Raw genomic sequence first — 13,578 nt, 5'->3', positions numbered from 1 at the left:
CGGCCGGCGCGCGCATGGCACCCGCCGCAGCAAAGATGGCCGCCAGCGGCGGGCGTGCTGCGGCCTCGACCGCAGGCAGTGCCCGGTCGGCCTATCAAGCGGGTTCCGCAGCAGCCGGTGGTGGTTTCAAGGGGGCCGCTGCCGGTGTGGGCAACGTCGCCAAGACCGGTGCGCAGGCTGTCGGTCAAAAGGCCGCCGCCGGGATGCGCTCGCTCAAGGAGCGTGCGGCATCTGCTTTCCGTTCCGACGAAGCGGCATCTGCATCCGGTGGCGCTTCCGCAACCAGCCAATCCACCGCCAACGAAGCCAATTCCGGCACGGCCGACCAGCAACAGGCGCAGCCTGCCTGGGCCAAGCGCCTGCATCGCCGCCAGCAGATCGGCCATGCCGCCACGACCGCTGCCCACACGCTGCGCGGGGGCGACGGCGGCGGTTCGAGCAGCGGCCCGAGTTTGCACAGTTCCGACGATTGAAGCGATTCATAAGGAGAACAAACCATGCGATTCAAACGACCGCAGGTGCGCTATGCCGATACGCCGCAGCCTGCCACGCCCTACCAATCCGCCGCTCAGGTGTGGGACGAGCGCATCGGCTCGGCCCGCGTGCAGGCAAAGAACTGGCGGCTGATGGCTTTCGGCTGCCTGGTGCTTGCGCTGTTGATGGCCGGCGGCCTGGTCTGGCGCTCGGCGCAGTCCATCGTTACGCCCTACGTGGTGGAGGTGGATCAGGCTGGCCAGGTTCGGGCCATCGGCGAGGCCGCCACGCCGTACCGGCCGAACGATGCTCAGATCGCCTATCACCTCGCGCACTTCGTCGTGCTGGTTCGTTCATTGTCCATCGATCCCATCGTCGTGCGGCAGAACTGGCTCGATGCCTACGACTACACCACCGATCGCGGCGCGGGCGTGCTCAACGAGTATGCGCGCACCCATGACCCGTTCGCCCGCGTCGGCAAGGAGTCGGTCACGGTGCAGATCACCAGCGTCGTGCGCGCCAGCGATGCGTCTTTCAACGTGCGTTGGACCGAGCAGCGCTTCGTCAATGGTGCGCCGGCTGGCACCGAGCGCTGGAACGCCGTGATTTCCACCATCCTGCAAACCCCGCGCACCGAGCAGCGGCTGCGCAAAAACCCATTGGGCATCTACGTCAACGGACTGTCGTGGAGCCGCGAACTCGATGCCGCCGAAGGAGCCAAGCCATGAACCCGTCTTTCCGCTTTTACGCATTTGTGTTGACGCTTGCAGCGTCAGTGCTGTCGCTGCAGGGCTGCGCCACGAGAGGCACGCCGCCGCCAATCATCTCGCTCGATGAGCCAGTGCAGACCCAGCCGCTACCCGAACTGCCCAAGCCGGTGGAAGTGGTCGAGATGCCGAAGGTGCTGCCGATGCCGGCGCAGATGAAACCTCTGCCCGAGAGCATCGAGACCAAGACGGCACCTGAACCCGCTGATGAAAAGCTGCGGGTCTCGCGTGCCAACGCCGAGGCGCGCATTGCGCCCACGCGCGAGGGCTACGTCAACGCCATTCAGGTCTGGCCCTTCACCGATGGCGCGCTGTACCAGGTCTATGCGGCACCGGGACGGGTGACGGTGATCTCTCTCCAACCCGGCGAGGAGCTGGTCACGGTTGCCGCCGGCGACACGGTGCGCTGGATCGTTGGCGACACCTCCAGCGGCGCCGGTGATGCGCTGCACGTCAGCGTGCTGGTCAAGCCGATCCGCTCGGGTCTCAAGACCAATCTGGTCGTCACCACCAGTCGACGCACCTACCTGATAGAGCTGACCTCGACCGAACGCGCCTGGATGGCATCGGTGTCGTGGGAATACCCGAGGGATCGGATGCTGGCCCTGCAACGCCAGGCACAGGCCGCGCAGGCGACCGCCCCAGTTGATACCGGCCTGTCGTTGGAGAAGATTCGCTTCCGCTATGCCATCAGCGGCAGCACGCCGCCGTGGAAACCGCTACGCGCCTTCGATGACGGTGAGAAGGTGTATATCCAGTTCCCACCGGGCATCGCCCAAGGCGAGCTGCCGCCGCTGTTCGTGATCGGCGCGCAGGGCGACGGGCAACTGGTGAACTACCGTTTCCGCACACCGTACTACATCGTTGATCGGCTGTTCGGCGCGGCCGAGCTGCGCCTGGGCGGTGGAAAGGGAAGCGAGGGGGGCGAAGTGGTGCGCATCGAGCGCACGGATGGCGTGGCGCGGGGGAACTGAACATGAGCCAGGACGACACTCCCGACCTTGCCACGCCACAGGCGGGCAAGGTAGCCCCTGAGGCGGTGGCGCTACGCGCCCAGCCGCGCCCGGTGACGCGCTTGAATAGGCGCACGTTGGCGGTCTTGGCCGGCGGCCTCGCCGTCGCGGTGTTGGGCGCAACCATGTGGTCGCTGCAACCGCGCAAGCGCAGTGCAAGCGAACAGGCTGAGCTTTACAACGTGGATCGCGTGTCGCGCTCGGAAGGTCTGGACCAGCTTCCGACCGATTACTCCAAGCTGCCGCGGGTCTTGCCTCCCCAAGTACCCGCGCTGGGGCCGCCGTTGCCGGGCGACTTGGGGCCAGCCATCGTGAAGTCGCAGCAGCCTGTAGCACCCACCTACACGCCGCCCGGCCACGTTCCAGCAAATGCCGAGCACGACGCACAGCGCAAGGAAGCGGAGGCCGCAGCGGGCGCATCGGTGTTCTTCCGTTCGAGCAACCAGCGCGCCGCTGCCGCGCCGACGCAGGTGGCCACAGCCAGTCCGGCGCCCGGCCTTGCGGGCTTCGATCCCATGGCTGTCGGGCCAACTTCAACAGCAGCGCAGCCGGCCGATCCGACCGCCGTGCAGAACCGGCAGGACCAGAAAGAGGCGTTCCTGAAAGCCGGTTCCACGGAAACCCGTAATTCCGGGAATCTGAAAATGCCAGCTTCGCCGTACCAGGTCATGGCCGGCACGGTAATCGCGGGCGCGCTGGTTACGGGCATCAAATCCGATCTGCCCGGCGACGTGATCGCCACCGTGACAGAGCCGGTCTATGACACGGCCACCGGCAAGTTTGTACTGATTCCGCAGGGTTCGCGCATCCTCGGCCGCTACAACAGCCAGGTGAGCTATGGGCAGAGCCGGGTACAGGTGGTATGGAACCGGATCATCCTGCCCGACACGTCTTCGCTGATGCTGGACAACCTGGCGGGTGCCGACCCGGCTGGCAACTCTGGTCTGGAGGATGGTGTCGATTGGCATTGGGATCGCATCTTCGCGGGTGCTGCGCTGACGACGCTGCTTGGTGTCGGTGCAGAGCTGGCTGCACCGGAGAACCGCCAGAACGGCGACCGCGTCATCAATGCCGGGCGCAACAGCTTGCAAGACAGCGTGAACCAGGTCGGCCAAGAGATGACCCGACGCAACCTCAACATCCAGCCCACATTGACGGAGCGGCCTGGCCTGCCGGTCCGCATCATCGTCAATCGGGATCTGGTGCTTCGGCCCTATCAGCCGCTGTTTTTCAACCGGGGGACTTCACGATGAGCACTACGCGCAAGCTGCGGCTGGGGCCGCTGCCCAAGACCGAGAGCATCAAGCTGACCTTCACGTGCCCGACCAGCCTCAAGGCAGACCTTGACCGCTACGCCGCGTTGCATGCGCAGGCCTACGGGGAAGCTGTTGATCCGATGGCACTAATCCCGTACATGCTGGATGCCTTCATGGCAGGGGATCGGGGCTTCAGGAAAGGGGGGCGTGCAAGTAGTCAAGCAACTGGTGCAGCCTCACGGTAAACTGTGCATACCAGTCACAAAGAGGAAGCATTGGAGCGAGAAGACCGATAGTTCAATCAGCCTGACGTATCAACAGATTCAGAAGACAGAGCGAACCGTCCGATTGCTGGGTGAGATTCCCACTAACAACAAGCACCGTACCCTAACCAACGCACAACAAACCAAGGAGGTAACTATGAAGAAAACAACCTTCAAACTTAATTTCGTGGCAAGTTGGGCTGTGGCACTGTCGGTCTTCGTTGGCGCTGGAGGTGCACAGTACATCTGTGCTCGATCCAATGCTTCTTCGAGTTGATGCCAAGGGGCCAAGGCCGCGTACAAGGCATTTCGCCCGGCCAAGAACGCGCAGCCCACGAGCTGCACGTTCTTGTTTGGGGTGGGAACTTTGCATAGATGGTGATCGGCGAGCGAAGTCTTGCCGTGCACAATCTATTCGCTGTGGCGCTCCTGGGTTTGCTACCGCGATGCTCCTATGTGGCTCCCAGCCCGCAAATCAGTAGTGGGCCGAAGTCACCGGAAAATCCCCTAAACTGTTGCTGTATACAGACTTTTAACACTATGTCCGCCATCAAGAAATGCTTGACAGCGGACATTTTTTATTGGAATGGGTGGCGGTTTTGCGGGTGGAATGGGTGGCCGGCTTGGTGTCGTTACAGGTGGAGGGTTTCGATCGTTATGTGTGGCTGAGTTGGGGTGGAATACGCAGAATGATGCGTAGAGGCCAACCTTGGGGTCGACGCCGGCGATGATGGAAAAGGCGATGGCCTCGGGGATCAGGGCGAGCGCCACCACGAGACCTGCCAGCAGGTCGTTTCGGACGTTGGAAAACCAGTCCTGGCGGAGTGTGTGTAGGGACATGGATAGGTATAAGGCTCATCCAGTGAGGCTGAGCGATTCATGAACAGCGAGGAGAAACGGCCCTGGAGCGCTCCAGAATCTGGCGCATTTCGGACCAAAGGGCGCAGCCAGCGCACAGCAAGCCGCATGGAGCGGCAAGCTTAAAGAGGGAGAGAGGCTTAAGGGGGCGTAACGGAGAAGAAGTATCCACGCGGCAAAGCTGAACCCCGGTAGAACACAGGCTTCATATTGGTCAATGCGGATGGACAGAGGTGTCCATCCGGCATCGATTTGAGGGGGGCGCGGACTGCTTTCATCTGGGGTAATGGTGCACTGCAACTGGGCATAGCGTCAAGGTGAGCCAGCGATCAGTAATTTGTGGGCTCACGCCTGCATCTATTTCGACCCTGTTTCGCCTACGTTTAATGCAGGACCTGCATGGGGCCGGCCAGTTTCCATCCCACACGTTGGAGGCAGATCATGAGCGCAATTGACGTTGTCTTTTGTCATCCCATCCGAACTCCCATTGGCACGTACGGTGGCAGCCTGAAGGCCCGCCAGTAACGGTATTGGGTGCAGCAGTCATCCGCGAAACCCTCCGGAGATCGCAACTTTATTCGGAGAAGATCGAAGCCTTGGTCATGGGGCAGGTTGTCCAGGCCGGTAGCAAGATGAATCCGGCTAGGCAGGCTGGCATCGGCGGGGGGCTGCGCCGTCTGATGTCTATGTGCCGGCCGACGACATGACCGACCCTGCGGTGGGGGCGATCCTCGCGCACCTGGACACCAACGTGATTTTGTCTCGTAACCAGGCGGCCAAGGGGATTTACCCGGCGGTCGATCCGCTGGTCTCGGGAAGCCGGATGATGGATCGGGTAGGCACCCAGATCCGCTCACCACATAGATCCAGGCTCGGGAGCGATCAGGATACGGAAGTGAATTCCTTCCAAAATTCATATTCGGAGATGTCCCATGCTCCGTAGGCTGTGCAGTAGCGCTGACCCCCTTCGACTTCATACACGTGAGCCAGCGGATCGGACGATTTATTCCAGACCCGGATCAATGCTTCCATCTTCCAATGCCCCGAGCCATTCAGAAAAGGCGGGGTAACGAGCTGAATCCCCAGGACAGACACGCCCTCACTCTCCCTATCGAGAAACGCTATCAGTTCACCAGCAGGATTGGCGATTAGCACTGTTTCGGTAAGGCTTCCTTTGGGTGTGGAGAGCGCATAGCTCACGTGAAACCATTCGCTGGGCGTAGTGAGGCCCACAGCCCGCCAAGCATCCTTTCCGTTGCCGAGAAGGCGCGACATGAAGGGATGGTGAGCGGATGCATCAGTGATAAACATGCGATTCGAGACTTTCAGTAGTGACGTACGGCCGATCAGCCGAAAAATGCGTTGGTCAGGTAGCGGAGATTTCCCCGTGAGTTCAGTTTGAACTGAGTATGCGAGGAAAAGTCGATATTGTGACTTAAACACGGCTGACTTAAAAGCATCACTCCGAGAGACTGAAATAATGTCTCTCAGCGAATCACCGTCCCGTTCAGACGTGCTAACAGCACGGGAACTCCTTGCGATGAATATCGTTCGGCTTCGTAGGGAGAAGGGATGGTCTCAGGAGGATTTGGCTTTGGAAGCAGGCCTGCACCGTACCTTTGTGGCGCATGTTGAACGCCAAGCGCGAAACATCTCGATCGACAATATCGAACGTCTTGCAAACGCCTTGCAGGTCAGCATTCACATCCTACTGTTGCCGTAGTTCCGGTGATTGCCGCACTCAATATGACCACTGCGACGCCTTTGCGCAGTTCCAGGCGGATGGGTGCAGTGGCGCTCTGGGTAAGCTGCGCCGGGACGAAACCGCCGATGGCTTCGGACGCCGCCGGGCGTAAAGGCAGGCAGGACAGCTCTAGCAGGGCGTCGATTTAGTCAATCTCCAGTCCCCGCAAGGCTTTCGATGGATTTATAATTCACTAAGCATTTACAGGCTTCAATATCCATGCGCGGCCCCGACCATAAACAAAGCAGTCTTTTCAGCTACACCAACATCGAAGACCGGATTGCGGTGGATCATCCGCTGCGTCGTGTCAAAGTAATGGCCGACATGGTTTTGCATTCGATGTCGCCGACCTTCGATTCCCTTTACGCCGAAGGGGGGCGCCCGTCGATTGCCCCCGAGCGCCTGCTTCGTGCCCTGCTGCTGCAATGCCTGTTCTCCATTCGCTCGGAGCGGGCGCTGATCGAACATCTCGATTTCAACATGATGTTCCGCTGGTTCGTCGGCCTGAGTCAGGACGAGCCGGTGTGGGACCACTCGAGCTTTTCGGCCAATCGCGATCGGCTGTTCAAGGAAAGCGTGATGCGGGAATTCTTCGGCGGCGTCGTGGCCATCGCCGAATGGGCCGAGCTGATCTCGGATGAGCACTTCAGCGTCGACGGCTCGCTCTTGCGGGCCTGGGCCTCGCACAAGAGCCTGGCGGCGCGGGACGGCTCGGATGAGCCCCCGGGCCCCGACCAAGGGCGCAACCCGGAGGTGGATTTCCGCGGCAAGAAACGCTCAAACAAGACCCACGTCTCCCGCACCGATCCGGACGCCCTCCTGGCCACCAAGAGCACGGGCGTGGCCTACCTGAGCTACACCACGCACACGCTCAGCGAGAACCGTCACGGGCTGATCGTCGATGTGCACACCACGCAGGCCACCGGCACGGCCGAACGAGATGCGGCCCTGGTCATGCTCGCGCGTCGGGCGGCACCACGAAAACCCGATCGTCCCATCACGGTGGGCGCCGATCGCGGGTATGACGCGGCCGAATTCATCCAGTCGCTCCAGGATATGGGCATGGTCCCGCACGTGGCCGCCAAGACCCGAGGCAGTGCGGTGCCCGAGGCGATCAAGGAGACGGAGGACTACGCGGTGAGCCTGCGGCGCAGGAAGATGATCGAGGAAGCCTTTGGCTGGGTGAAGGAAGTCGGCACGCTCGGGCGCGTCATGCTGCGCGGGCTGGATCGTCTTCGCGGGGAGGTGCTGCTGAATTTTTCTGCCTATAACCTGACTCGGCTGGGCAATTTGCTGGCGCCGTCCCACTGAGCAGGGGGACGTATTCCGGGACGGGCCGTTGGGCAGAAATGTAGGCGCGGCAGTGGGAATGGCTGGGTAATGGATGCACGGGCGGCGGCGGAATAGACGCCTGAAAGCGGCAACACTTCCGGCTTGAAGCGCGCAGCGGAGATTGATTTTTCGGGCAGGGGAAAAAGCCGCGAGGAACGCTGATTTTTTCAACAGCCTGCTAGGCGGCTCGACGCCTCGATCGTGCATCCAGCGCCGTAGTTGGTTGGCGTTGATACCATTGGCCAGGGCCACGCCGGCGGCCGAGGCGCCCGGCTCGCCCCAGGCCTCGACTCTGATGTCCATTCGCACTGTTCAGTTACCCACTGTTCTTGTGGATATCCGTGGGGATAGCACAAGGGCTGTAGCTGTATGCAATTGTTTAGTATATTGTTTTTAGCATTGCCTCATTAATAGGCGGTGAAGCGACCCAGAAAGTCTCACCGCCTCATTCCCTAGGCTGATCGGTATTTTGGAGTGGATGGGCCGCAGGTAGGGCTGAAGTGACGGATTCCTGACTAACTTGGCTCTGCGCATAGGCTTGGCGCAGTCGCGTGCTTGTTACCGACGCCTTCAGACCCATGAAGTCGACAAGCTCCGAGTCACTTGCGCCGGCATCGATCAGCAAACCCGCGTAGGTATTGCGCAACGTCTGAGCACAGGCTCGATCACCCGTCACGCCAGCCGCTTCTAGACAACGCTGAGTGCGACGATGGATAGAAGAAGCGTGCATGAACAAGCTCTTCGCCGTTCGCCCGTAACCGACGCTTCGATCCCCCTCGAAAATGGGATGGGCACCATTCATCTCTTTCCCTTTCCGCTTCGCCTGAATCAGCAACCAAGCTCTAAGTGGTGCCATGGCAAACGGCATGATTCGGGCCCTGTGCGTATAGCGGGGCAAGCTAAGATCAATTCTGGCCTCAGCCAAATCAATGCAATTAAGCGTCAATCGCTCAACATGCGACACCTTCAAACCCGCGCCCAGCAAGAGCGCCACCAAAGCTAAATCCCGATATTCCAACCAAGCTTCCAAACCGCGGCCTTCAAGCTCAAGCCGCGTTACGGCTTGTTCGATGGTTTGAACGACGGCGCCGCGTTCTTTGTCGGAAAGAAAGCGGGTAGGTTTGTCCTTGTTCTGCCCCACTCTATCGTATCCAGCTTCGCGACCTGGATTCAGGCCGGCGAGTCCCAAGGCATTGAGATGCACGAAGACCCGCTCAAGTTGGCGAACATATTGCTGGCGCTGACGACCTGTTTGAGGGCGCCGACGGCTTTCGGGTAGATTCGGGTTCGCGGTATCGAGAAATCGGCGAAGATCGTCCTTTTCGCAGCGATCCAGACGCTTACCCTGCTCGCCTAGCCACTCGCAAAAGCGTGTAAACATGGCGATATAGACCGTTTTGGTCGAAGCGGCATAGGGTTGCCGGCTTAGCCACGATGCGTAGGCAATCTGCGGCGCATCAAGCCAAGAGTTTAAGGAGTCAAAGAGGTCTGCGGGTTGCATGTTTTTCATTCTTTGACGCTTAATTGCATGTATCGCTAATGGCAGATGAGAAGGCGTGATCATACCGTTGAGCATGTATGTGATGAAGGGCCACGGAGCCATCGCGATCATTCAAAGGGCTCAAGGACTGACGCAGCCGCCCAACAAACGCGGCACCGCCTGAGCGAACTGCTGACCATTGCGGTCTGCGCGGCCCTCAGCGGCGCGGATGGCTTTGAGGACATCGCCAGTGGGCGCGCACCAGCGGCGCCCACGCCGGCTAAGACGGGGCCAAGCGCAAGAAGGGCTCGAAAACTCATCTGGCCGTCGATACGCTGGGCAATCTGCTTGCCAGCCTTGAGCACGGCATCACCACTCGAAGTGGTCAAGCTCCCCGAGGCCAAGCGGGGTTTCGTGCTGCTACCGCGCCGCTGGGTGGTTGAACGCAGCTTCGGCTGGGCCGCCCGCTTTCGCCGTCTGGCCATTGTCTGCCTCATGTTGCACTACCTGCCAGAGGCTATGAACGTCATTCTCTAAGCGCTCCGGAGTTCCGCCGCAGCCAGAACTGCTCATGGGCATACCGGGTCACTGCCGCATAGGTCTCACCAAGACGCTGGCGATACCGGGTGTGTACCGTGCGCATCTCGTCGAGGTAGCGATCACGTGCATCTTTGAAGCCATCGGCGTATCGCTCTACCGCATGGGCGACACCTTCGGCCGTGGCCAGGGCGTTAAACAACCCCTGGGATGCGATCGGATCAAAGGCCAGCATTGCATCGCCGATTGCGAAGAAGCCTTCAGGTAGCGCGGCCAGGGCGTCGAGATCCAACCCGGCACCACCGGCCGGACGCGCGTGCACCTGGACACCCACCGTTGCGGGCTTGACCTCGGCGAAAAGCGTATGGCGGCGCGATTTGGCCAGCAGCCGTGCCGGATCGCGCAGCACTTTCAGTTCGAGATCATCCCGATCAAGGTGAAAGGCCAGCACGCGTTGCCCGGACGGCACGCGCACGCTGTACCACCAGCCGTTGGTGTCGGCGCAAATGCGGGTGGCTTGGTCTTCATCGCGTGCGTCCACGGGCAAGTGCGCGTAGAGGCAGATCAGGTTGTCCTCCATACGCCGTGCCATCCCGAGCTGCTTGGCGGCCACCATGCTCCGCCCACTGGCATCAACCAGCACTGTCGCATGGTGCGTGCGCAGGAATGGCGCCGCACACCCTTGTCCAAGGTATTCCAGATCGACGCACCACCGTCCACCGTAATGCGACACCCTCAGGTGCCGGCCGTTGTCGACGAGCGCAGCCCCCGCCGCCAAGGCGGCCTCGCGCAGGCCTGCATCGAAACGCACACGATCAAGGTGCCATCCCGCCCCATGGGGATCGCGAACGGGATCAAACCAGGTCGGCGTGTCCGAGTCCCAATGCGAGACCGACGCGCCACGTTCCGCATGCCCCTGCGCGAGGAAATGGTCGTAGACGCCCAAGCGCTGCAACAACACGCGGGCCGCGCCCGGCAGCGATTCACCGATGCGCGATGCCGCGCCTGCACCCGCAAGTGGCCGATCCAGCAGCAACACGCGATACCGGGGCCGCAGGCGGCAAGCCAGCGCTGAACCGGCTGGCCCGGCACCTACGATGATCACGTCCCACTCCGTCATCGCACTGCCAGGCAAGCCGCTGGTCATTTTGAAGGCTTCGGCGTGCCCCGACGCGCAACCTCGCGCATCTGACTGTCGGTGGCCTGGCGTTCTGCTTCGGACATCTGCTGGCCGCCGCGATCCTCGACCTGCATCACCGAGGGGAAGTCCGGGTCATTGGGAATGCCCTTGCGCACCTCGACGATGCCTTGCCGGTCGAAGTGTTCCACCATGGCCTGCAACTGCTGCTGATACCCGACACCCAGCGTGCGGTCCCAGTCCATCCGCTCGTTGAACGCCGCCAGCCGCTCCGCGCGCGGCAGTTTGTCGTCCATCACCTTGGTGTAGTTCTCTGCACTGAGCACCTGGTTCGGCACCCGCGCCGGCCAGAAGGTCGGCAGATAGGGGTCGTACTGCGGGTCGTAGCCAGATCGGCAGCTCGCGGTGTCGGTCTGCCACGGTATCGCCATCCAACGCGTGATCGAGCCCGGAAACTGTCCATACAGCGGCCCGTTAAAGGAGCACGCCTCAGCCGGCGTCAGCGTCTTGCCGTAGTCCGGTTCGGGATCGTCCTTGACGCGGTGCCGCCAACGATACGGATCGCTGTACATCGACGCGTGGCGCACCGGCCAAGTCATCTCGCAGCCGGGATGAAAAGCATCGGCTAAGCAGAACTCCATGGCGGCACGATCAAGCATGGCAGGCTGCTCCGCCAGAGGCACAGCATCAATGGCCTGCACGGTCTCCACATTCGAGTCGGGATCGTAATCGGCAATGAACTCGCCCTCGGCCCAGCATGGCCAACTGCGTGGTGGTCAGCGCATTCATGGCCCGGGGAATTGGCGGCATGGGCACATCCATCGCATCACCATAGACCCATGGCCACGGCTTCATCGATGCGTCCTGGTATTGTGGGTTGCGGAACGCGTTGGCAACCGTTCTCCGCAACTGCACGTACGTCTCGCCCCCTTGAGAGAGCTTGTACAAATAGTCCGGCGCCAGGAAGTACTGGGGCATGCCATAGCCGAAGCCTGCGGCGAAGCCGGCGTTCATCCACTGGAGGTCACACATTGCCTTGAAGATAGGCAACAGATCGTTCTTGAACGAAGGCCGCACGGGCACCGGCAGTTGCCCGGCCTGGATTGCGACATCGGTCATCAACGCATACATCGTACGCACAGATTGTTGTTGCGGCCCGTAGTTCGGCGGCGCCACGACCACCCATGCCGGTGCGACGCGCAGCTCACGGCCGCCCACCCGTACTTGCGCGGTCACTGGACCATCACTCGTGTCGTCATACCAGCCATCGTTGTTCGCGAAGGTGGTCGGCGGGCTGCCGTCGAACGACGCGGACTTGCCGCATCCACCAAACACCCACAGGCGACCCCGCGGATCCGTGCGCAACTCGCCCAGTGGCACCGAGATGCCCATGAAGCTACCGCCATCGAAGTGATACTGCTGACCCGATACGCCCGGTGCACCTATGCTGCGAGGTCCAGGCTGGATCGCCAACTTACCGCGCTCAGGTAGCGGCACATTCGCATTACGGCGCGTGGAGGGTGTCGCCGTCGCTGCTTCCGGGATGTCCAGCGCCAGCTCGAAGTTGTACCAGGCCGACTTGTGATTGGCCAGCTCGACCGTCCACTCGATTTCGATGCCTTCTCGCATGTTCAACTCGCACACCACGCGCCCTTGGGCGTCGTAACCGTAGATGCGAAACTCGGCCACCTCCCGTTTGAGAGCGCCAGTCTCATCACGGTAGAAATGCTCGGGCTTTGGTGCCGGATCGACCACCTGCGGCCCAACGTAGAACCCGTTCTCCTTCTTTGAGTTACCCACCCGCGCGATGCCGACGGACGGATGAATCTTCGCGTATACGATTTGCTCCGCTATCTTGCTTTCACTGCTCACGACGGTCCCTTTCTAGGTGATGGTACCGCCGCTGGCCGCGTTTCATTGGCCACGCCGCGGAGGAAATCCGTGACACTTGGAAACGCCCGATCAACATCCATCGGGCGAAGGCTTGTTGTCATCACGCGCAAGCGCTGCGCTTTTGGACAAACTGCGCGGAACCTGTACGAACCGAATCCACTGTACAGACATATAGAATACGCGGCAGGCCATTGCCGGTTATCCAGGATAATTGGAACTTGATCATGCACCCTGCGATGGCGATCTGTCGTAGTGAAAACCAATCTGAAAAATGAAAGCCGCTCAGGACTGCAGGGCAAGACGACGGTGGTCCTCCCGTAACAACGCATCCGAACTTTCGCACCGCCCAAGTGATATTAGTCTAGGGCCTGTTCTCAATTGCTGAATCATCGACATGCCAAATGGAAGCTGTGTCAAAAAAATTGTTTACGGTCAATGACATAGCAAGGAGGCTGTTCACAGCGGTCTGAATCTGCTTATATCCTGATTTTTCGGCTGAGCTCAGGATGGATCGGAAGATGCTGCGTGACGACCAGTGGGCGCGCATTGAACAACTCTTGCCCGGCAAGGCGACCGACCGTGGTGTTACGGCCAAGGACAATCGGCGCTTCGTGGAAGCGGTGCTGTGGATCATGCGCACGGGCAGTCCGTGGCGCGATCTCCCGGAGGAACTGGGGCATTGGCACCGGACCTTCGTTCGCTTCTCGCGCTGGCGCGAGAAAGGGGTGTGGGAGCGGGTTGCCACAGCGCTGCGTAGCGAGGCCGACATGGAATATCTGTTCCTCGACTCGACCATCGTGCGAGCCCACCAACACGCTGCCGG

At 61.0% G+C, this 13,578-nt stretch carries 14 protein-coding genes and 3 pseudogenes; 11 read left to right on the top strand and 6 right to left on the bottom strand.

The features are described from left to right. The 5 genes from ETQ85_RS20665 to ETQ85_RS20645 all read left to right on the top strand — a co-directional run. Positions 1-473: TrbL/VirB6 family protein (locus tag ETQ85_RS20665; RefSeq protein ID WP_425473148.1), on the top strand; the 473-nt coding region annotated here is incomplete at its 5' end. A gap of 24 nt (positions 474-497) precedes the next feature. Continuing rightward, a complete protein-coding gene (gene trbF / locus ETQ85_RS20660) occupies positions 498-1,202 on the top strand; it encodes a conjugal transfer protein TrbF (protein WP_148580965.1) in 705 nt (234 codons plus the stop codon). Further along, the gene (gene trbG, locus ETQ85_RS20655) at positions 1,199-2,215 is read left to right on the top strand and encodes a P-type conjugative transfer protein TrbG (protein ID WP_148580964.1); all 1,017 of its coding nucleotides are present in this window, start codon (positions 1,199-1,201) and stop codon (positions 2,213-2,215) included. Before trbF ends, trbG begins: the two co-directional genes overlap by 4 nt. 2 nt (positions 2,216-2,217) lie before the next feature. Continuing rightward, on the top strand, positions 2,218-3,507 hold the full coding sequence (locus tag ETQ85_RS20650) for a TraB/TrbI/VirB10 family type IV secretion system protein (protein WP_148580963.1): 1,290 nt from the start codon (positions 2,218-2,220) through the stop codon (positions 3,505-3,507). After that, complete coding sequence (locus ETQ85_RS20645; protein ID WP_148580962.1) at positions 3,504-3,755, top strand: DUF2274 domain-containing protein; 252 nt, start codon at positions 3,504-3,506, stop codon at positions 3,753-3,755. Before ETQ85_RS20650 ends, ETQ85_RS20645 begins: the two co-directional genes overlap by 4 nt. A gap of 699 nt (positions 3,756-4,454) precedes the next feature. Here ETQ85_RS20645 and ETQ85_RS20635 read toward each other — a convergent pair. Continuing rightward, positions 4,455-4,613: pseudogene (locus tag ETQ85_RS20635) on the bottom strand (SulP family inorganic anion transporter); the annotation flags it as partial. A gap of 482 nt (positions 4,614-5,095) precedes the next feature. On the opposite strand from ETQ85_RS20635, the gene ETQ85_RS27495 reads away from it, so the two are divergent. Together ETQ85_RS27495 and ETQ85_RS27050 are read left to right on the top strand one after the other, a co-directional pair. Then, a complete protein-coding gene (locus ETQ85_RS27495; RefSeq protein ID WP_425473147.1) occupies positions 5,096-5,338 on the top strand; it encodes a thiolase family protein in 243 nt (80 codons plus the stop codon). Then, positions 5,314-5,463, top strand: a pseudogene (locus ETQ85_RS27050) (F0F1 ATP synthase subunit beta); the annotation flags it as partial. The gene ETQ85_RS27495 and the pseudogene ETQ85_RS27050, both read left to right, overlap by 25 nt. Before the next feature lie 50 nt (positions 5,464-5,513). Here the strand turns inward: ETQ85_RS27050 and ETQ85_RS20620 are convergent. Continuing rightward, positions 5,514-5,942, bottom strand: coding sequence for a hypothetical protein (locus ETQ85_RS20620; RefSeq protein WP_148580961.1), 429 nt, complete (start codon positions 5,940-5,942; stop codon positions 5,514-5,516). A 169-nt stretch (positions 5,943-6,111) separates the two neighbouring features. On the opposite strand from ETQ85_RS20620, the gene ETQ85_RS20615 reads away from it, so the two are divergent. Both ETQ85_RS20615 and ETQ85_RS20610 read left to right on the top strand, forming a co-directional pair. Then, on the top strand, positions 6,112-6,354 hold the full coding sequence (locus ETQ85_RS20615) for a helix-turn-helix domain-containing protein (RefSeq protein WP_187394800.1): 243 nt from the start codon (positions 6,112-6,114) through the stop codon (positions 6,352-6,354). A 240-nt stretch (positions 6,355-6,594) separates the two neighbouring features. Then, positions 6,595-7,686, top strand: coding sequence for an IS5 family transposase (locus tag ETQ85_RS20610; RefSeq protein ID WP_148580960.1), 1,092 nt, complete (start codon positions 6,595-6,597; stop codon positions 7,684-7,686). A 466-nt stretch (positions 7,687-8,152) separates the two neighbouring features. Here ETQ85_RS20610 and ETQ85_RS20600 read toward each other — a convergent pair whose 3' ends face one another. Further along, the gene (locus ETQ85_RS20600; protein ID WP_148580959.1) at positions 8,153-9,319 is read right to left on the bottom strand and encodes a tyrosine-type recombinase/integrase; all 1,167 of its coding nucleotides are present in this window, start codon (positions 9,317-9,319) and stop codon (positions 8,153-8,155) included. Positions 9,320-9,471: 152 nt separating this feature from the next. On the opposite strand from ETQ85_RS20600, the pseudogene ETQ85_RS20590 reads away from it, so the two are divergent. Beyond that, a pseudogene (locus tag ETQ85_RS20590) lies at positions 9,472-9,667 on the top strand (IS5/IS1182 family transposase); the annotation flags it as partial. Positions 9,668-9,713: 46 nt separating this feature from the next. On the opposite strand, the gene ETQ85_RS20585 reads toward ETQ85_RS20590, so the two are convergent. From ETQ85_RS20585 to ETQ85_RS26645, 3 genes are read right to left on the bottom strand one after another with little or no spacing between them, the layout of a single operon-like run. Beyond that, a complete protein-coding gene (locus tag ETQ85_RS20585; RefSeq protein ID WP_148580958.1) occupies positions 9,714-10,829 on the bottom strand; it encodes an NAD(P)/FAD-dependent oxidoreductase in 1,116 nt (371 codons plus the stop codon). 38 nt (positions 10,830-10,867) lie between these two features. Then, complete coding sequence (locus tag ETQ85_RS26650) at positions 10,868-11,563, bottom strand: LodA/GoxA family CTQ-dependent oxidase (RefSeq protein WP_246128845.1); 696 nt, start codon at positions 11,561-11,563, stop codon at positions 10,868-10,870. Further along, a complete protein-coding gene (locus tag ETQ85_RS26645; protein WP_222862234.1) occupies positions 11,550-12,734 on the bottom strand; it encodes a LodA/GoxA family CTQ-dependent oxidase in 1,185 nt (394 codons plus the stop codon). The genes ETQ85_RS26650 and ETQ85_RS26645 overlap by 14 nt, the downstream gene beginning before the upstream one ends. A 527-nt stretch (positions 12,735-13,261) precedes the next feature. Between ETQ85_RS26645 and ETQ85_RS20575 the strand changes: the two genes are divergently transcribed. Further along, positions 13,262-13,578 (top strand): IS5 family transposase (locus ETQ85_RS20575; protein WP_148580957.1); only part of this gene is annotated, 317 nt, incomplete at its 3' end.

The sequence above is a fragment of the Zoogloea oleivorans genome (genome assembly GCF_008107625.1).
In the GTDB taxonomy this organism is placed as follows: domain Bacteria; phylum Pseudomonadota; class Gammaproteobacteria; order Burkholderiales; family Rhodocyclaceae; genus Zoogloea; species Zoogloea oleivorans.
This window is presented reverse-complemented; position numbering and strand designations above follow the sequence as displayed.

Coding starts and splice junctions, on each gene's coding strand:
- trbG (WP_148580964.1), top strand. CDS start 1,199: ATGAACCCGTCTTTCCGCTTTTACGCATTTGTGTTGACGCTTGCAGCG.
- ETQ85_RS20650 (WP_148580963.1), top strand. CDS start 2,218: ATGAGCCAGGACGACACTCCCGACCTTGCCACGCCACAGGCGGGCAAG.
- ETQ85_RS20615 (WP_187394800.1), top strand. CDS start 6,112: ATGTCTCTCAGCGAATCACCGTCCCGTTCAGACGTGCTAACAGCACGG.
- trbF (WP_148580965.1), top strand. CDS start 498: ATGCGATTCAAACGACCGCAGGTGCGCTATGCCGATACGCCGCAGCCT.
- ETQ85_RS20620 (WP_148580961.1), bottom strand. CDS start 5,942: ATGTTTATCACTGATGCATCCGCTCACCATCCCTTCATGTCGCGCCTT.
- ETQ85_RS20600 (WP_148580959.1), bottom strand. CDS start 9,319: ATGATCGCGATGGCTCCGTGGCCCTTCATCACATACATGCTCAACGGT.
- ETQ85_RS20610 (WP_148580960.1), top strand. CDS start 6,595: ATGCGCGGCCCCGACCATAAACAAAGCAGTCTTTTCAGCTACACCAAC.
- ETQ85_RS20645 (WP_148580962.1), top strand. CDS start 3,504: ATGAGCACTACGCGCAAGCTGCGGCTGGGGCCGCTGCCCAAGACCGAG.